Origin of the sequence: Bradyrhizobium sp. sGM-13, from assembly GCF_018398875.1 — a bacterium.
Lineage (GTDB): Bacteria > Pseudomonadota > Alphaproteobacteria > Rhizobiales > Xanthobacteraceae > Bradyrhizobium.
In genome coordinates, this window is the sequence record NZ_JAGWDK010000009.1 from 50,617 (window position 1) to 68,645 (window position 18,029).

The window sequence follows — 18,029 nt, forward strand, 5'->3', positions numbered from 1 at the left end:
GAATGACGGCGAACGGCGCTAGCCGCCGTTCCCGTTTACGCCGTTCTCGTCTTCCGAGATATGCTCGACCGACACCACGTGCTCGTCCTCCGCCGTATCGAACACGATGACGCCTTGGGTCGAGCGCCCGGCGATGCGGATGTCCTCGACCGGGCAGCGGATGAGCTGGCCCTTGTCGGTGACCAGCATGATCTGATCGCTATGCTCCACCGGGAACGACGCCACCAGCTTGCCGTTGCGGTTGTTGACGCTCATCGCGACGATGCCTTTGCCGCCTCGGCCGGTGGTGCGGTACTCGTAGGACGAGGTACGCTTGCCGTAGCCGTTGACGGAGACCGTCAGCACCACCTGCTCCTGCGCCGACATTTCGGCGTAGCGCTCCTGCGAGAGCTGGAGCGAACCCGAAGTCTCCTCGCCCTCGGCATCAACAGGCTCTTCCGCCGCGGTTTCGCCGGCCACTGCGCGGCGCATCTTCAGGTAGGCTGACCGTTCATCGGAGGTGGTCTCGACATGGCGCAGGATCGCCAGCGAGATCAATTTGTCGCCTCCCGCCAGCGCAATGCCGCGCACGCCCATCGAGGTGCGCCCCGTGAAGACGCGCACGTCGCTGACCGGGAAGCGGATGCACTGCCCGCCGGCCGCCGTCAGCAGCACGTCGTCGTGCTCGGTGCAGATCTGCACGTCGACGATCGATTCGCCCTCCCCGAGCTTCATGGCGATGATGCCGGAGCGGCGGACATCGACAAAGTCGGACAGCTTATTGCGGCGGACCGTGCCCCCGGTGGTAGCGAACATCACGTCGAGATTGGCCCAGGAGGATTCATCCTCCGGCAGCGGCATGATGGTGGTAATGCGCTCGCCCTGCTCCAGCGGCAGGATGTTGATCATCGCCTTGCCGCGGGCGTTCGGTGCCGCCATCGGCAGCCGCCAGACCTTTTCCTTGTAGACCTGGCCGCGCGAGGAGAAGAACAGCACCGGCGTGTGGGTCGAGGCCACGAACAGCCGGCTGACAAAATCCTCGTCGCGGGTCTGCATGCCCGCGCGGCCTTTGCCGCCGCGCCGCTGCGCCCGATAGGTCGAGAGCGGCACGCGCTTGACATAGCCAGCGTGCGAGACCGTGACCACCATGTCCTCGCGCTGGATCAGGTCCTCGTCTTCGACCTCGCCTTCCTGTTCGACGATGACGGTTTTTCGCGGGGTGGCGAATTTGTCTTTCACCTCAGCCAGTTCGGTCTTGATGATCGCCTGCACGCGGGCACGCGAGCGCAGGATTTCGAGGTAGTCGGCGATCTCGACCGCGAGCTTGTCGAGCTCTTCGGAAATCTCCTCGCGGCCGAGCGCGGTCAGGCGCTGCAGGCGCAGCTCGAGAATGGCCTTGGCCTGCTCGAGCGATAGCCGCGCAGTGCCGTCCGGCGCCATCCGGTGACGGGGGTCGTCGATCAGCGTGATCATTGCTTCGACATCCTTGGCCGGCCAGTCGCGCGACATCAGCGTGTCGCGCGCGGTGTTCGGATCTGGCGAAGTTCTGATCACGCGAATGATCTCGTCGATATTGGCAACTGCGATTGCAAGGCCGACCAGGATGTGGGCGCGGTCGCGGGCCTTGCTGAGCAGGAACTTGGTCCGACGGGTGACCACCTGCTCGCGGAACGCGATGAACAGCGTCAGCAGATCCCTTAGGTTCATCGTTTGCGGGCGGCCGTTATCCAGCGCCAGCATATTGGCCGGGAAGTTCGATTGCAGCGGCGTGAAGCGATAGAGCTGATTCAGAACGACATCGGCCATCGCCTCGCGCTTCAACTCGACGACGACACGGAAGCCGTCGCGGTCGGATTCATCGCGCAGGTCGGCGACACCTTCGATCTTCTTTTCGCGCACCAGTTCGGCGATGCGCTCGACCATGGTGGCCTTGTTTATCTGATAGGGAATTTCAGTGATGATGATCGCTTCGCGATCCTTGCGGATGGTGTCGATCGTCACCTTGCCGCGCATTACGATCGAGCCGCGGCCGAGGTGATAGGCCGAGCGGATGCCCTGGCGTCCCAGAATGATGCCGCCGGTCGGGAAATCCGGCCCCGGAATGATATTGATGAGATCGTCGATGCCGAGGGCGGGATTGTCGATCAGCGCCACGCAGGCGTCGATGACTTCGCCGAGATTGTGGGGCGGGATGTTGGTCGCCATGCCGACCGCGATGCCGCCGGCACCGTTGACCAGCAGGTTCGGGAATCTCGCCGGCAGGACCGACGGCTCCTTCTCGGAATTGTCGTAGTTCGGCTGGAAATCGACAGTGTCCTTGTCGATATCGCCAAGAACTTCCAGAGCCGACCGGGTCAGACGGGCTTCGGTATATCGATAGGCCGCGGGCGGATCGCCATCGACCGAGCCGAAATTGCCCTGGCCGTCGATCAGCGGTACGCGCATGGAGAAATCCTGCGCCATCCGGACCATCGCGTCGTAAATCGACTGGTCGCCGTGCGGATGATATTTACCGATCACGTCACCGACGACGCGCGCTGATTTGACGTACTTCTTGTCCGGCGTGTGCCCCTGCTCGTACATCGAATACAGAATCCGCCGATGCACGGGCTTGAGCCCGTCGCGCGCGTCCGGCAGCGCCCGCGCCACGATGACGCTCATGGCGTAATCGAGGTAGGAGCGTTTCATCTCGTCGAGAATGGAAACGGGGCGAATGTCGGAGTGCTCCGGCGGCTCGCCGGGCTTGTCGTCTTCGTTATCGGACAAAGGGGGAATCCAGTCAGTTCTCAGCTAAGAATCATATAGCGCATCGAGGGTCCGATAACCACCCCGAAGCTGTCAGGAGGAAGCTGTTTTTCCGCTCGTTTTTTCATAGACTTACCGGGATCGGAGACAGCTCGCCCGAGCCCTGCCGGGACCGCCATTTCAAGGCCGGAAGACGGTGTCAAAAACGGTGTTCCCATGGTGGGCCTAATGGCCAAAAACCACCGCATGCATGATCCGTCCGGGTAAGAAGGTGAACACGCCGGCCACGACGAGCGCTCCAAAGAAGATCGACACCATCGCTTTGCGGTGACCGCTGACATTGTGCCGGCGAGCATGCAGGACTGCGAGCGTCAGCATGATCGGCACAAAGATCGACAGCAGATGGATCGGGCTGAACAGCCCGAACATGCGGATCTCATGGATCCAGAGCGAGCTGATCGCGACCGCAGCCATCAGCACGACCCAGATCCAGCCGATGGTCCGGTGCGGCAGGCTTCCCTTCGGTGCTGCGAATTGCACGATGCCAAGCGCAAACGCCGCCAGGGCTGCGAGGGCATGCAACGGGATCGTCCCAGGCGCCTCCAGCAGCGGTGCGAGGCTCATGGTAGGCGCTCCAGATCCGGTTGGCGTTCAAGGCTGGAGCAGCTTAAGCGAAATACCTCATGTGAATATTAACAACATGACGGCTGAGCGAACCGACCGGGCGCCCGGATCGCAACGCGCCTGTGGGCTGGTGTTCAGCCGAATGCAGCCGATTCCTGCGGCGGCACATTAGCCGCAAAGCGGGTGAACGCCCGTTCTCGCAAGCGAATTTCTCGCCGGCCGAGGGCCCTGCTTTAGAACGGAATATCGTCGTCCATATCGCTGTTGCGGCTGCCCGCCGCGACCGCCCGCCGCGGCGCGGAGCTAACTGGACCGCTCGAGCCGAAGTCACCGGAATCATCGGAGCCGAAGCTGCCGCCCCCGCCGCCGCTGCGGCCGTCGAGCATGGTCAGGTTCGAGTTAAAGCCCTGCAGCACGACCTCGGTCGAGTATTTGTCGACCCCGCTCTGGTCGGTCCATTTGCGCGTCTGCAACTGGCCCTCGATGTAAACCTTGGCGCCCTTCTTCAGATACTGTTCGGCGACCTTGCAGAGCCCCTCGTTGAAGATCACCACGCGGTGCCATTCGGTCTTTTCCTTGCGCTCGCCGGTGCCTTTGTCGCGCCAGGTCTCCGATGTCGCGATGCTCAGATTGGCGATCGGTCGCCCGTCCTGTGTCCGCCGGATTTCAGGATCCTTGCCGAGGTTGCCGACCAGAATCACCTTGTTCACGCTTCCCGCCATCGCCGCTCTCCACTCGATATCGCCGGCAAAAATCACTGGTCCGGCCGCTTTCGTGCCGGCCGTCTTCAATTCTTGACCTGTCGCTTGTCCGTTTCCGCGTCCGCTCCCGGACATCCGGACCCTATACACCGACAGACCCCGCTGACTTGGCGATCCCTCGGCAAGTCGCCGGTTATCCACATATAGCATCGCCTACGTGCACGTTCCAGCTTTGTTCCGGATGACGTTCTACGTGCGTCTGCTGGCGGCTCGGCAATCTCTAGGCGAACCCCAGGGAACCCGCGGGGAAACCGAAAGAGGCGAAACGGAACCCGAAAGTTCCCGCCTCGGTTCCAATTATACCAGATAAATCATAAGCTTCGTTCCATAAACTTGGTTGGCGCCTGTTGCATCCGGGACACGCCATTTCCGGTCGAGTCGCGCTATAGAATTCTCCAGCGGCGCGGGCGCTCGCGTCACAACAACGCTTCAGGCCTAGCGGGAAGCGGACAAAACTGGGGATAGATCATGAAGAAGTATCTGTTAGCTACAGTTGCGCTCATTGCGTTCGCCGCGCCTGCGGCGGCGGCCGACCTTGCAGCGCGCCCATACACCAAGGCGCCGCCTGCTCCTGTCGCCGCCATCTACGATTGGACCGGCTTCTACATCGGCGCCAACGGTGGCTGGGGTTCGGCCCGCAAGTGCTGGGATCTCACCGCCGACGCTTTCGGTCCTATCGTTCCGCCGCTGGCCGAAGGCTGCCACGATGCGACTGGCGGCACGGCCGGTGGTCAACTCGGCTACCGCTGGCAGGCCGGCACCTGGGTATTCGGCGTGGAAGGGCAAGGCAACTGGGCTGACTTCCAAGGCTCCAACATAAGCTTGGCCTTTCCTCTCGCTCCCGTTGAGAACGAATCGAGGATCAACGCGTTCGGACTGATCACCGGTCAGGTCGGCTATGCCTGGAACAACGTTCTGCTCTACGTGAAGGGCGGCGCTGCGGTGACCAGCGACAAATACCGGGGATTCGATGTCGCGACCGGGCTGCTGATCGACAGCGCCAAGGAAACGCGTTGGGGCGGCGTCGTTGGTGCCGGTCTCGAAGTCGGCTTCGCCCCGAACTGGTCGGTTGGAGTCGAGTACAACCACCTGTTCATGGGTGATCGCGACATCGACTTTGCTGCATCCGGCAACTTTATTGGTGCTCCGGCCGGCTCGTTCTCGAGGACTAGCAACATCAGCCAGGACGTCGATCTCGTCACGGTCCGCGTCAACTACCGCTGGGGCGGCCCCGTCATCGCGAGGTACTGATCGCAAAGCCAGCGCGGTACTACGGAAAGGCCGGCTTCACGCCGGCCTTTTTGTTTGCGGTGATAACCAGCACTGAGAAGGCCGGCCTTGCGCCGGCCTTTTTGTTTGGTTGTAGACCGGCACGACCGACACCCGGAACAGTTGTATTTCCATGCTTTTGCCGCTGATGTGGTATTTCCGCGACAGCATTTTTCGGGAACTTCGCGCTATATCGCCAAGCAACCTCAAATTGACGGCTGAGGAAAGTTGCGTTGGAGAGCCGCGAAAGGAAAAGAAAGTGAAGAAGATTCTGCTGACCACCACCGGCCTGATCGCGCTTGGGATGGCGCCTGCGATGGCCGCCGATCTCGCTGCCAGGCCCTACACCAAGGCGCCGGCCGCAGCGATTGCGATCAATAACTGGACCGGCTTTTACCTCGGCGCGATGGGCGGCTACGCGCACGAAAACAGCGATGGCGTTGGTACGCTCAGTGGCGGCTTCGCCGGCGGCACCGTCGGCTACAATTGGCAGACCGGCAATCTCGTTCTCGGTGTGGAAGCCGATGGCGCCTGGGCTGACGTGGGCGCGACACTGGGCATTCCCGGCCTAGCTTCGGTCGACTACACGATTCGTTCGATGGGCACCGCTCGCGGCCGCATTGGCTACGCCTTTGATCAGGTCCTGATCTACGGCACCGGCGGTTACGCCTGGTCTGATAACCGCCTGACTGCAACGCTCCTCGGCTTGAGCGCCTCGGACAGCAAATTCCACTCCGGCTGGACTGTCGGTGCCGGTGTCGAAGTCATGTTCGCACCGAAGTGGTCGGTCAAGGCTGAGTACCTCTATCGCAGCCTCGAAAGCGCGAACTACTTCACCGCTGCTATCCCGGGCGGCGTTCCGGTCGGAACGATCAATCTCAACAGCGTTCAGGTCGGCGTGAACTACCACTTCTAAGATTTCCTGCTGAAACTGCCTGCGCCTCCGTTCCGAGAAATTCGAACGGAGGCGTTTGTATTTGAGGAGTTCCGACCGGAGCTGCTGACGGCTGCTGCCAAAAACATCTGAGCGCAAACAATCCGTTGATGATTCGCGCGCGGCACTGGAAATTCCCTGCCGTTCTTCCTATGTTCCGACTTTCAATCAACGGCGCCTGATCCCGGTTCTTGCCCGGCGATGCGCGCCCAACGTGGCGCGTGCCTCGCGTCTGGAAATGCCGATATGGATGAAGTGCTCAGGGCGAAGCGCCAACAGAACGCCGGCTCCGCATCGCGTGCGATCACCATCCGCGGTGCGCGCGAGCACAATCTCAAGAATGTCGATCTCGAGATTCCCCGCGACAAGCTCGTGGTGTTCACCGGCCTCTCCGGCTCCGGCAAATCCTCGCTCGCCTTCGATACCATCTATGCCGAGGGCCAGCGCCGCTACGTCGAATCGCTCTCGGCTTACGCGCGCCAGTTCCTGGAGATGATGCAGAAGCCGGACGTCGACCAGATAGACGGCCTGTCTCCTGCGATCTCGATCGAGCAGAAGACCACCTCGAAGAACCCGCGCTCCACCGTCGGCACCGTCACCGAGATCTACGACTACATGCGCCTCTTGTGGGCACGCGTCGGCGTGCCCTACTCGCCGGCCACGGGATTGCCGATCGAAAGCCAGGTCGTCTCGCAGATGGTCGATCGCGTGCTGGCACTGCCCGAAGGCACCCGGCTCTATCTGCTGGCGCCGGTCGTGCGCGGCCGCAAGGGCGAGTACAAGAAAGAGCTCGCCGAATGGCTCAAGAAGGGTTTTCAGCGCGTCAAGATCGACGGCACGTTCTATGAGCTCTCCGACGCGCCGACGCTCGACAAGAAATTCCCGCACGACATTGATGTCGTCGTCGACCGCATCGTGGTGCGCCCCGACCTCGGCCAGCGCCTCGCGGAAAGCTTTGAGACCGCGCTGAAGCTCGCCGAGGGGCTCGCCGTGATCGAATATGCCGACGCGCCGGCAGGCGCGCCTGCGGCCGAGGACAAGAAGAAAACCGCAAAGATCCACGACAAGAGCGGGCCTGAACGGATTTTGTTCTCGGAGAAATTCGCCTGCCCGGTCTCCGGATTCACGATTCCCGAAATCGAGCCGCGGTTGTTCTCGTTCAACAATCCGTATGGCGCCTGCCCCGCCTGCGGCGGCCTTGGCATCGAGCAGCATATCGACGAGGACCTCGTCATTCCCGACAAGGAGTTGACCTTGCGCAAGGGTGCGATTGCGCCCTGGGCAAAGTCGTCCTCGCCCTATTACATCCAGACGCTGACCGCGCTCGGCAAGTTCTACAAGTTCACGCTCGACACCAAGTGGAAGGACCTGCCGAAAAAGACGCAAGCAGCCCTGCTGCATGGTTCCGGCGACGACGAGATAAAATTCTCCTACGAGGATGGCGTCCGCTCCTACGACACCAAGAAGCCGTTCGAGGGCGTCATCACTAACCTCGAGCGCCGTTACCGCGAGACCGAGAGCGAATGGGCGCGCGAGGAGCTGGCCAAATATTTCTCCGACATCCCCTGCGAGGCCTGCAAGGGCCATCGGCTCAAGCCCGAGGCGCTCTGCGTCAAGATCGGCGGCAAGCATATCGGCGAGATCTCCGAACTGTCGGTGAAGCGCGCCGGCGAATGGTTCGAAAGCGTGCCGAAGGCGCTCAACGACCAGCAGAACGAGATCGCCGCGCGCGTCTTGAAGGAGATCCGCGAGCGGCTGTCCTTCTTGCTCGACGTCGGCCTGAACTACCTCACGCTCTCCCGCTCCTCCGGCACGCTCTCCGGCGGCGAAAGCCAGCGCATCCGCCTCGCCTCGCAGATCGGCTCGGGGTTGACCGGCGTGCTCTATGTGCTGGACGAGCCCTCGATCGGCCTGCACCAGCGCGACAATGCGCGCCTGCTGGAGACGCTGAAGCGGCTGCGCGACCTCGGCAATACCGTGATCGTGGTCGAGCACGACGAGGACGCGATACGTCTGGCGGATTACGTGCTCGACATCGGCCCCGGCGCCGGCATGCATGGCGGCCACATCGTGGCGCAGGGCACGCCTGCCGATATCATGCGGAATCCGAAGTCGCTGACGGGCAAATACCTCACCGGCGAATTGTCGGTTCCGATCCCCGAGCGCCGGCCGCCGAACCATCGCCGCACCATCAAGGTCGTCAACGCCCGCGGCAACAATCTGAAAAACGTCTCGGCGGAAATTCCGTTGGGGCTGTTCACCTGCGTGACGGGAGTCTCCGGCGGCGGCAAGTCCACGCTGCTGATCGACACGCTCTACCGTGCCATCGCGCGCAAACTCAACAACGCCAGCGAGGGCGCCGCCCCCCACGACTGCATCGAGGGGCTGGAGCATATCGACAAGATCATCGATATCGATCAGTCGCCGATCGGCCGCACCCCGCGCTCCAACCCTGCTACCTATACCGGCGCCTTCACCCCGATCCGCGAATGGTTTGCCGGCCTGCCCGAAGCCAAGGCGCGCGGCTACGAGCCCGGCCGCTTCTCCTTCAACGTCAAGGGCGGCCGCTGCGAGGCCTGCCAAGGCGACGGCGTCATCAAGATCGAGATGCACTTTTTGCCCGACGTCTACGTCACCTGCGACACCTGCAAGGGAAAGCGCTACAACCGCGAGACGTTAGAGGTCCTGTTCAAGGGCAAGTCGATCTCGGATGTGCTCGACATGACGGTGGAAGAAGCCGCCGAATTCTTCAAGGCGGTCCCGCGCGTGCGCGAAACCTTCAAGACGCTGCACCGCGTCGGCTTGGACTATATCCATGTCGGCCAGCAGGCGACGACCTTGTCCGGCGGCGAAGCCCAGCGCGTCAAGCTGGCGAAAGAACTGTCAAAGCGCGCCACCGGCCGCACGCTGTACATCCTGGACGAGCCCACGACGGGGCTGCACTTCCACGACGTGGCAAAGCTGCTCGAAGTCCTCCACGAGCTGGTTGCCCAGGGCAATACAGTAGTCGTGATCGAGCATAACCTCGAAGTCATCAAGACCGCCGACTGGGTCATCGACCTCGGCCCCGAAGGCGGCGACGGCGGCGGCGAAATCGTCGCCTGGGGCCCGCCGGAGGACATCGTGAAAGCGCCGCGGAGCTATACGGGGAAGTTTTTGGCCCCGGTGCTGAAGAAGGCGGAAGGCAAGCCGCGGAAGAGCGGAGCTGCGAGCGAGGCGGCGGAGTAAGCCCGACGCAAAACCCGGAACACCCATCCTACAGTCTTGTGTCACCGACCAACAAATTCAACGATCGTCTCCCCGCGCTCGCAGATCGAACCAGGAAGCGTACGGCAGATTAGCGTAATCCGCCGTTTCTTCCTCCCCGCGAGCAGGTCACTCCGCTGGCGCCGCTACACCCCCCAATAGTGCGGATGCGGCCGCGAGCGGTCGCCCCAGTCGAAGGCATCGTCATCGAGTTCGGACGGGCCCGTATGCAGCTCCTCCAGCGTCACGTCGGTCTGGTAGGCCTGACGCGCGGGATCAAATCGGAGCGCGTCCCAGCGGATCGGATAATGATGGTGGCTGCCGAGCAGCCCGCCGGTTTTGATCACAGCGTAGGCAACCGTTCCGCTCACCTTGTCGAGCATCAATCGCTCGATCGAGCCGAGTTTTGTGCCGTCGCGCCCGTACACGTTCACACGCTCGACGCGATCACTGGGCACCAGGGTATGAGGCATGGCGACCTCCCTGTTTTCCTTTGTTCGGTCGATATAATAGCACAGCCGAGCCCGGAGTAGATGATCCAGCCTGCGACAAAGTCTGCAGTTACCGTAGGATGGGTGGAGCGACGTGTCCGCCGTAGCCAACGGGCGAAGGCGGAAGCGATACCCATCAAAGTCGTCGTACGATGCAACATGGTGGGTTTCGCTTACGCTCTACCCACCCTACAAACCCTCACTCCTCGATCGCCGCCTGCACGAATCCATCCGGATCGTCGCAAAATTCGCGCAGGACCTTGTAGTGGTCGGTCTCGCGCACCGTCACCGGCTCCAGCCCATACTTTGTCAGCCGCAGCAGCGTCGCGTTCGGATAGGCCATCAGGACAGGCGAATGGGTGGCCATGATGATCTGGCAATGGCCGATCTCGTCCATCCGCCGCATCAGTTTCAGAAACTCGATCTGCCGCGATGGCGAGAGCGCGGATTCCGGCTCGTCGAAGATGAAGATGCCTTGCCGCTGGCAGCGCTCTTCGAAGAAGCGCAAAAAGCCTTCGCCGTGGGAGTGCGAGAGGAAATCGGGAGGCGGCGGGCCGGGCGTTCCAATGGCTGCTTCATCGAGATATCGGGCGACCGAAAAGAAACTTTCGGCACGGAAGAACCATCCGTTGGTGATCTTCGGCAGCCAGCTCGCGCGAAGGGCGGTCGACAACGTTCCACCCATCTTCTCCAACGCCTTCGAATGATCGACGGGCATGTACCCCTTGCCGCCGCCGGCTTCGTCGTAGCCGGCAAGCACAGCGATGCCTTCGAGCAAAGTCGATTTGCCGGTGCCGTTCTCGCCGACGATGATGGTGATCGCCTTGTTGAAAGTCAGTTCGAACTCATCGCGCAGCAGCGGCAGGCAGAACGGATAGACCTCGCGGTTGGTAATCCGTGCCGGCTCCAGCCAGATGCGCTTGAGGTACGGCGCCGGCAGATTGATCGCACGATTGCGCTTGTAAGCCATGGTTCGCAGCCCCGCGGAACAAAGTCATTCGGAACGGTTATACAGACAATGCCGTACAATCCTAGATGGTACCCTGCCGATGCCGAGTGCTGCCTACACCCTCTTCCGCAATGCCATCCTCGGCGAGCAGCAGGTCGTCTGCGCCTATGACGGCCGCGTCCGCGAGCTATGCCCGCACATCATCGGCACCAACAAGAGCGGTGAAGAGGTCGTGCTGGCCTGGCAGTTTGCCGGCGAAAGCAGTGGCCCGCTGCCGCAATGGCGCTGCCTGAAGCTCGCGAATGTCAGAGATGCGCGCACGCGCGAGGGCCGCTGGCACGAGGGCCGCTCGCATCGCACGACGCAGACCTGCGTCTACGAGATCGATCTCGACATCAACGTTCATGTTCGAAAGCGGCGCTGACACGAGGCCTGCCTGCCCGTATTCACGCTCCAAAGCGTGCACCGCCATTGATGGGTATCGCTTCCGCCTTCGCCCGTTGGTGACGGCGGACACGTCGCTCCATCCACCCTACGAGGCGCGTCTCTCTCTCTCTCGCAGATCGCGAACGTGTCTTACGCCACACGTCGCCGCACTGCTGTCGAAATAGCAACCTGTCCGCGCCAATGAGCGAACGCGCTTCGGTCCAATTTTTGCCGGCATACATGACGTATGGTTAACCTGCGAACGACGTTCTCACATTTGCACGAACGTTGCTTGCAGACGGCTCTTTGGGGGCGCATTCGCGCCCGCTTTCCGAAAACGATACGTCACCATGCCGGTGCAATCGGTCCGTTATGGGGCCTGCAGGGGGTTATACGAGTGTTCAACTTCAGGGGACAAAATATGAAACGACTACTTTTAGCTGGTGTGGCTCTTTCGGTCGCGACCGCGGCCTCGGCCGCCGACCTGCGGGCGCGGCCCTACGCCAAGGCGGCTCCCCCGGCGGCGGTGGTTGCGGCGTATAACTGGTCCGGCTTCTATATCGGTGCGATGGGTGGCTATGGCTGGGAGAGCGAAGGCGATGGTGGCGGCGGCTTCGGCGGCGGCACTATCGGCTACAACTGGCAATTCCCAGGCAGTCAGTTTGTTTTCGGTATCGAAGTCGACGCCGCCGGCGCCAGCATCAAGGACAGCCTCACCGCAGACATCGGCGGGGGCGTCCTGGCCACGGAGGAACTCAAGATCAACTCGTTCGGCAGCGTGACCGGCCGCGCGGGCTTCGCATTGGATGCGGCCCTCATCTACGCCAAGGGCGGTTTTGCGTGGGCCAACAGAAAGGACTCCATTTCAGTGCCCGCGCTCGGCGTGTCGCTTTCGGATAGCCAGTCTCACACCGGATACACCATCGGCGGCGGCCTCGAATATTTGTTCACGCCGAACTGGTCGGCCAAGGCCGAATACATGTTCACCAGCCTCGGCAGCGAAACCTACAATCTGGGCGGCGACGTGTTTGACTCCGGTACGGTCGATTTTCACACCATCAAAGTCGGCGTGAACTATCACTTCAGGTGAGGCGAGAAGTCGAGAACTGTAGGGTGGGCAAAGCGCAAGCGTGCCCACCATCTGCAGATCGTGATGACGCCGGATGGTGGGCACGGCACTGCGTGCCTTTGCCCACCCTACGGCAGTCATGACGAGCTCACACCACCTCCAGCACCAGCTCCATCGTCATCAGCACCGGATTGTCGCCGCGCATCAGCCGTCCCTCGGCGATGCCGCCGAGATAATCGACCAGCGCGACATCGAGCTCCGCATGCAACGTGCCGTCAGCGCCGGGCGCGATCAGGCCGTCCCTGATCGCAAGCTCGGTTGCAAACGGCACCACGGTTCGACCATCGGTGAAATGCGCGCCGATGGTGGAGCCGACGCCGCCGTGAATCCGCGCGCGCAGGATTCCGTGTTGCCGGCAGAAGGTCTCCAGCGCCGCGGCAAAATCCTGGTTCGGCCGCAGCCGCAGCGCAAAGGCGCGGCTGGTGGTCTCGGCGGCCGTGCTCGCGCACGCCACTGGACCGAACAATTTGAAGTTGGTCTCGGGATCGGGCTCGGCCACAAACATCGCGCCGTCGATGCCGAATGCTTCCACCGCGAATGATTCGGCGACGATGCTTTCCTCGGGAAGAATGTGGCCGCCGTGCAGATGTCCGTCCGTCTCGGTCCACAGCCCGTGGCAATGGAAGAACGGCGCGCCGTCGCGCTCGCCGAGCGTCATCGCGCCGAGCTTCAGCCGCGTGATGCCGGACGGCCGGAACGTATCGCTGTAGAAGGCGGCATTGGCGCCGGTCTTCGACAGCGCCGGCATGACATAGGCAAACGGCCCGAGTGCCCCTCCCCGCATGCTCAACACGCCGCCGGAAAATCCGGCTTCGGCAAAGCCGCGGCGCGCAGCCTCTAGCAGCGGCAGATCCGCCTGCAGCGTGAACGAGAACGCCCGCCCCTGCGCCTCGACCCATTGGATGCGCTCGGACGCGGGCGGCCCGGGCTGCGCGATGCTGCGCATCGGCTCAGCTACCCGTTTTGGCAACAAGCTCAAGCAGTCCCCTCGCCTCCAGCTCATCGCGAACCAGCCGCTTCGGAATCTTGCCATAGCCGGATTTCGGCAGCGCCTCCCAGAAGAAGAAGCGCTTCGGCATTTTGTAGCGCGGCACCTTGGGCGCGAGGAACGCGGCAAGCTCCGCTTCGCTCACAGCAGCAGCGCCCTCGCGCGCGACGCAGACGGCGACCCCTACCTCGCCCCAGAACGGGTCCGGCACGCCGAGCACCGCCACCTCGCCGATCGCGGGGTGGGTGAGAATCTTCTCCTCGACCTCGCGCGGATAGATGTTGGAGCCGCCGGAGATGTACATGTCGGAGGCGCGGCCAGTGATATAGACGAATCCCTCCTCGTCCATGTGGCCGAGATCGCCGGTGCGAAACCAGCCGTCGCGAAACGCCTTCGCGTTAGCCTCTGGGTTGTCATAATAGCCGGCGAACACGGCGGGGCCGATCACGCAGATCTCGCCGGTCTCGAACGGTTTGAGCTCGCGCCCGTCATCGCCCTGGATCGACACCTGCATGCCGGTGCGCTCGAAACCGCAGGTGCCGATGCGGGCCTGCGGGCCGTCCTCCGTGTCGTGCAGACTGGCCGGCATCACCGTGATGTTGCCGGTGACCTCGCCGAGGCCGAAATACTGCACGAGCACCTTGCCGAGCTTGTTCAGCGCGGCCTTCTGGTCCTCGCGATACATCGGCGCGCCGGCATAAATCACGAAGCGCAGCGAGGAATGATCATATTTGTCGACCGCCGGATGCTCGACCATCATCTTCAAAATCGTCGGCACGGTAAAGATGTTGCTGACGCGATGGGCCTCAATCAGCCGAAACGCCTCGGCGATGTCGAATTTTTCCGACGGCAGCAGAATGGTCGGTACGCCGCGCGCCGCCTGTACGAGCTGGTGCACGCCGGCGCCGTGCGACAGCGGCGCGACCACCAGCGAGGCATCCATCTCCGTCGTGCCCGGCATCAAATCGGCGAGATGATTTGTCACCACAAAGGCCATCTGCCCATGGGTAAGAACCGCGGCCTTGGAGCGCCCGGTCGTGCCGGAGGTAAAGAAGAACCAGCAGGGATCGTCGTAGTCGACCGCCGCATTCTCTATCTTGGCGCCGGCATGCTCGGCGATCACGTCACTGACCGCCTTCTCGCCGAGGGCGCCATCACCGATCCGCCAGATGAATTCGAGCGCCGGATTGGCCGCCGCTGTAGCGTGATCGGGAAAATCGCCATGGCACAAAAAGGCCTTCGCACCGGAGGCGCTGGCGAGATAGGCGACCTCGTCCGGCATCAGGCGGAAATTGGTCGGTACCCAGACTGCGCCGAGCCGAAACGCCGCGAACATCGACCAGAACATCTCGTCGCAATTTTTGGAGTGCACGAGGATGCGATCGCCCCTGGCGATACCGCGCGCGGCGAGGCCTGCGGCCAGAGCCGACACGGCACTATCGATCTCGCGCCAAGTCCAGGATCTATCGCCCCAGATGAAGCCAATGCGGTCGCCATGGCGGCGGGCATTCTGGGTCAGTATATGCGCCAGATTCATCACCCGGCGCGACATCCGCGCGAGACCGCCGCGCGGGATAGGAATGGTCACCGTTTCAGTCACAGGGAATCAACCACCACGCTTCGGAAAATAGACATAGAACATCTCACGGCAACGATAGCAGAAAGGCCGCTGTGAGCTCAAATCCGCCGTCGGCTTACCGGCCGTGATAGTCTCCCGCCAGCGGGCCGACGCCACCATTATCCAGCCACGCGTTCGCGTCCATAACCCCGCGCAAATGATTTTCGTCGGCCAATGGAAGATTGACCACATCAAGGGTGGCGTCGACGGCAGCCCGTGGTCGGTCCGCGCGCTGCTTATCGTCTCATTAGGAATTAGAATTGAAACGAGAGCCCGCCAGCCACGTGTGTGGACCCGACGGGCTCTCGGCTCTTCAGAATTTATTGCGGATGATTGGCCAGTTCCTGATCGCTCAAGCGCCAGTCCTGCCAGAGCTGAAGTGCGCCCAGCAAGACGACGATTCCACCGAGGGCGACGTGCCAAGCCCGAAGCATGTCGTCACCGGCATACCCGAGTATGAAGGGCGAAGCGGCCAACCAGAGGCCGAGCGCGATCTCCCCCACCTCCTCCCAGCGCTGCAGTGCGACATATTCGAGTTGGGCCAGACCGAAGACCAGCATACCGATCACGAACGTATTGAGGATCATGGTGCTGCGTTCGGCGTCCATCACGTCGTGGCTGGAGAACGGAAACCACGGAGATACCACAATCAGCACGCCAAGCAGCATGCCGAACCAGTCTTCCCACGTGCGATGCTTGCTGAAGAATCCAAAGCCCGACATTGTAAACCTCCCCTTGAAAAGAGGCATACGTCGGCGGCCGCGATCACAGTATTTCCGATATCGAGCCCAGACCCGGCCGCCACAGCGGCGTATGTCATTCTAAAGACGTAGGAACCTCGCCCCCGGTTGCAAGGTGTCGCCGGCAAAGTTCCTGTGCGATTGCGCGTCCTTATTGCACTGCACCGAGCCACTACGCGCTCTCGCGCTGGCCCCAGCCGGCTCGTTGAGGTGGCCGGTTGCGACGATATCACCGCGATGCCCAGCAATGCAGGGGTCAAGGCTCAAGACAGCATATCAGCGAGGCAGTTGTCCGTTCGTCGCCGGTTTGCGCCGGCGGGTTCATATCTCTAAATCAAGCAGTGAATCATACGGGAATCGCTACGTGGCCGCCGTCCGCGACAACAAGGCTCAAAACCGCTTCGAACTCGATGTCGATGGCGCCGTGGCGTTTGCGAATTATCGCATCACGCCCGCGGCGATCATCATCACCCATACGGAAACGCCGCGCGCCCTGCGCGGCCGCGGCGTCGCTTCTAAGCTGATCAGGGGCGCCCTCGAACTGATCCGCGCCGACGGACGCAAGGTCATCGCCGGCTGCGGCTTTGTCGTGGATTATCTGCGCAGAAATCCGGAATTCGCCGATCTGACGGGGTGACGTGGCACACCAAACCACCGTCGTCCCTGCGAAACGCAGAGGCGACGGCGATAGGTGGCACTCTCACGTAATCCGGATCGACATATCCGGCAGGCCCTCGAGCCTGCACAGGATAACGTCGCCCTTCACGACGGGACCGACATTTTCCGGCGTGCCCGAATAGATGATGTCACCCGCCTTGAGCTCGAAAGCTTCCGAAAGCTTGGCGATTTGCTCCGCCACGTTCCAGATCATATTCCGCAGATCGGAGTTTTGCTTGACGGTGCCATTCACCGCCAGCGAGATCGCGCCCTTGCTAAAATGGCCGGTCTTCGTGGCCGGATGAATCGGTCCGAGCACCGCGGAGCGATCAAAGCTCTTGCCGATTTCCCATGGCTTCTTCTCGTCGCCCATTGCACGCTGCAGATCGCGCCGCGTCATGTCGAGGCCCAGCGCATAACCGTAGACATGATCGAGCGCCTGCTCCACGGGGATCTTGGTGCCGCCCGATTTCAGCGCCGCCACCAGCTCGACCTCATAATGATAGTTCTTGGTGAGCGACGGATACGGATGATCGCCAACCGTTCCGATGGCTACATTCTGGATCGCGTCGGTCGGCTTTTGAAAGAAGAACGGCGGCTCGCGATTGGGATCCGAACCCATTTCGCGGGCATGCGCGGCATAGTTGCGCCCAATGCAATAGATTCGCCGCACCGGAAAAACATCGGTCTCGCCGACGATGGGTATGGTCGTCGTGCCAACCGGAAAAATCGATTTCGGGCCGGCCTGCGCTGCGGCAGTGCCCCATTGCGCCGCCGTACCCGCCAGCGCCAGCGCGCCCGTGGCCAGAATGGTCCTGCGATCAACATTGCTCATTGGCATCCTCCTTCTTTTATGAGTCTTCTTGTCCGCCTGCATCTACGGCGTTTTCTCCACGAAGTAGATGCCGTTGACGCGTTTGCTGCGTTACAATCGCACCAAAAAAGAAGGCCCGCGCCGCCGCGGACCTTCGCATGTCAGGACCGAGCGAAGCGTCAGTGCTTGATATCAGGCGGCAGCTTGCCGCCATTGGCGGCCAACTTGGCCATGACCTGCTTGTGCAGCCAGATGTTCATGCTGGCGGAATCGTTGCTGTCGCCGGTGTAGCCGAGTTCTTTCGCAAGATCCTTGCGCGCTGCGAAGCTGGAATCGATGTCGAGCGCCTTCATCAGATCGACGATCGAGGTGCGCCACTCCAGCTTCTCACCCTTGGCCTTGACTGCCTGATCGAGGATCGGCGCGACGTCGACAGTCGCCGCAGGTGCAGCGGCCGCACCGGAGGATGATCCGCCTCCTGCAGCCGCACCGCCGCCAGCCGGCGCGGCATCTGCCTTGGTGCCGAAGATCGCGCTCATGATTTTTCCGAAAATGCTCATCGTTCGCTCCCAATGAGTTGAGGATGGGGTGAGTCTTGGGCGGCACTGTTTTGACCGGCAGCACCACGCCGGGATCGCTTGGAAGTCTAACCACCCAGG

At 62.1% G+C, this 18,029-nt stretch carries 16 protein-coding genes; 6 read left to right on the forward strand and 10 right to left on the reverse strand.

Annotation, left to right across the window (positions count from 1 at the left end):
- Positions 1–18 precede the first annotated feature (18 nt).
- The 3 genes from gyrA to KJQ96_RS15355 form a co-directional block, all read right to left on the reverse strand.
- A complete protein-coding gene (gyrA, locus tag KJQ96_RS15345) occupies positions 19–2,745 on the reverse strand; it encodes a DNA gyrase subunit A (RefSeq protein ID WP_213287448.1) in 2,727 nt (908 codons plus the stop codon).
- 204 nt (positions 2,746–2,949) lie between these two features.
- Positions 2,950–3,348 (reverse strand): DUF2306 domain-containing protein, encoded by a 399-nt coding sequence (locus KJQ96_RS15350; RefSeq protein WP_213287449.1) that lies wholly within the window; start codon positions 3,346–3,348, stop codon positions 2,950–2,952.
- Between the two features lie 233 nt (positions 3,349–3,581).
- Positions 3,582–4,070, reverse strand: a complete 489-nt coding sequence (locus tag KJQ96_RS15355; RefSeq protein WP_213287450.1) for a single-stranded DNA-binding protein — start codon at positions 4,068–4,070, stop codon at positions 3,582–3,584.
- Between the two features lie 507 nt (positions 4,071–4,577).
- Between KJQ96_RS15355 and KJQ96_RS15360 the strand changes: the two genes are divergently transcribed.
- From KJQ96_RS15360 to uvrA, 3 genes are all read left to right on the forward strand, one after another.
- On the forward strand, positions 4,578–5,360 hold the full coding sequence (locus KJQ96_RS15360; protein WP_213287451.1) for an outer membrane protein: 783 nt from the start codon (positions 4,578–4,580) through the stop codon (positions 5,358–5,360).
- A gap of 277 nt (positions 5,361–5,637) precedes the next feature.
- Positions 5,638–6,294, forward strand: coding sequence for an outer membrane protein (locus KJQ96_RS15365; protein WP_213287452.1), 657 nt, complete (start codon positions 5,638–5,640; stop codon positions 6,292–6,294).
- A 264-nt stretch (positions 6,295–6,558) separates the two neighbouring features.
- A complete protein-coding gene (uvrA, locus tag KJQ96_RS15370) occupies positions 6,559–9,540 on the forward strand; it encodes an excinuclease ABC subunit UvrA (RefSeq protein WP_213287453.1) in 2,982 nt (993 codons plus the stop codon).
- Between the two features lie 164 nt (positions 9,541–9,704).
- On the opposite strand, the gene KJQ96_RS15375 is transcribed toward uvrA, so the two are convergent.
- A complete protein-coding gene (locus KJQ96_RS15375) occupies positions 9,705–10,031 on the reverse strand; it encodes a PRC-barrel domain-containing protein (RefSeq protein WP_213287454.1) in 327 nt (108 codons plus the stop codon).
- A 217-nt stretch (positions 10,032–10,248) separates the two neighbouring features.
- A complete protein-coding gene (locus tag KJQ96_RS15380) occupies positions 10,249–11,019 on the reverse strand; it encodes an AAA family ATPase (RefSeq protein ID WP_213287455.1) in 771 nt (256 codons plus the stop codon).
- Between the two features lie 79 nt (positions 11,020–11,098).
- Here KJQ96_RS15380 and KJQ96_RS15385 point away from each other — a divergent pair, with 79 nt between their 5' ends.
- Positions 11,099–11,422 (forward strand): hypothetical protein, encoded by a 324-nt coding sequence (locus KJQ96_RS15385; RefSeq protein WP_213287456.1) that lies wholly within the window; start codon positions 11,099–11,101, stop codon positions 11,420–11,422.
- Positions 11,423–11,821: 399 nt separating this feature from the next.
- The gene (locus KJQ96_RS15390; RefSeq protein ID WP_309142420.1) at positions 11,822–12,514 is read left to right on the forward strand and encodes an outer membrane beta-barrel protein; all 693 of its coding nucleotides are present in this window, start codon (positions 11,822–11,824) and stop codon (positions 12,512–12,514) included.
- 127 nt (positions 12,515–12,641) lie between these two features.
- Here KJQ96_RS15390 and KJQ96_RS15395 read toward each other — a convergent pair whose 3' ends face one another.
- The 3 genes from KJQ96_RS15395 to KJQ96_RS15405 all read right to left on the reverse strand — a co-directional run bounded on the left by KJQ96_RS15395 (position 12,642) and on the right by KJQ96_RS15405 (position 15,881).
- Entirely contained in the window at positions 12,642–13,499 is an 858-nt protein-coding gene (locus tag KJQ96_RS15395) for a PCC domain-containing protein (protein ID WP_213287666.1), read from the reverse strand.
- 4 nt (positions 13,500–13,503) lie between these two features.
- A complete protein-coding gene (locus tag KJQ96_RS15400) occupies positions 13,504–15,093 on the reverse strand; it encodes an acyl-CoA synthetase (protein WP_213287667.1) in 1,590 nt (529 codons plus the stop codon).
- 386 nt (positions 15,094–15,479) lie between these two features.
- Positions 15,480–15,881, reverse strand: a complete 402-nt coding sequence (locus KJQ96_RS15405; RefSeq protein ID WP_213287457.1) for an SPW repeat protein — start codon at positions 15,879–15,881, stop codon at positions 15,480–15,482.
- A gap of 382 nt (positions 15,882–16,263) precedes the next feature.
- Between KJQ96_RS15405 and KJQ96_RS15410 the strand changes: the two genes are divergently transcribed.
- Positions 16,264–16,536 carry a GNAT family N-acetyltransferase gene (locus KJQ96_RS15410; protein ID WP_309142421.1) on the forward strand — a complete coding sequence of 91 codons (273 nt, stop codon included), beginning with the start codon at positions 16,264–16,266 and terminating at the stop codon, positions 16,534–16,536.
- A gap of 63 nt (positions 16,537–16,599) precedes the next feature.
- Here the strand turns inward: KJQ96_RS15410 and KJQ96_RS15415 are convergent, their stop codons facing one another.
- The gene (locus KJQ96_RS15415; protein ID WP_213287459.1) at positions 16,600–17,391 is read right to left on the reverse strand and encodes a fumarylacetoacetate hydrolase family protein; all 792 of its coding nucleotides are present in this window, start codon (positions 17,389–17,391) and stop codon (positions 16,600–16,602) included.
- A 158-nt stretch (positions 17,392–17,549) separates the two neighbouring features.
- Positions 17,550–17,930 carry a DUF3597 domain-containing protein gene (locus tag KJQ96_RS15420; RefSeq protein WP_213287460.1) on the reverse strand — a complete coding sequence of 127 codons (381 nt, stop codon included), beginning with the start codon at positions 17,928–17,930 and terminating at the stop codon, positions 17,550–17,552.
- Between the last annotated feature and the right edge of the window lie 99 nt (positions 17,931–18,029).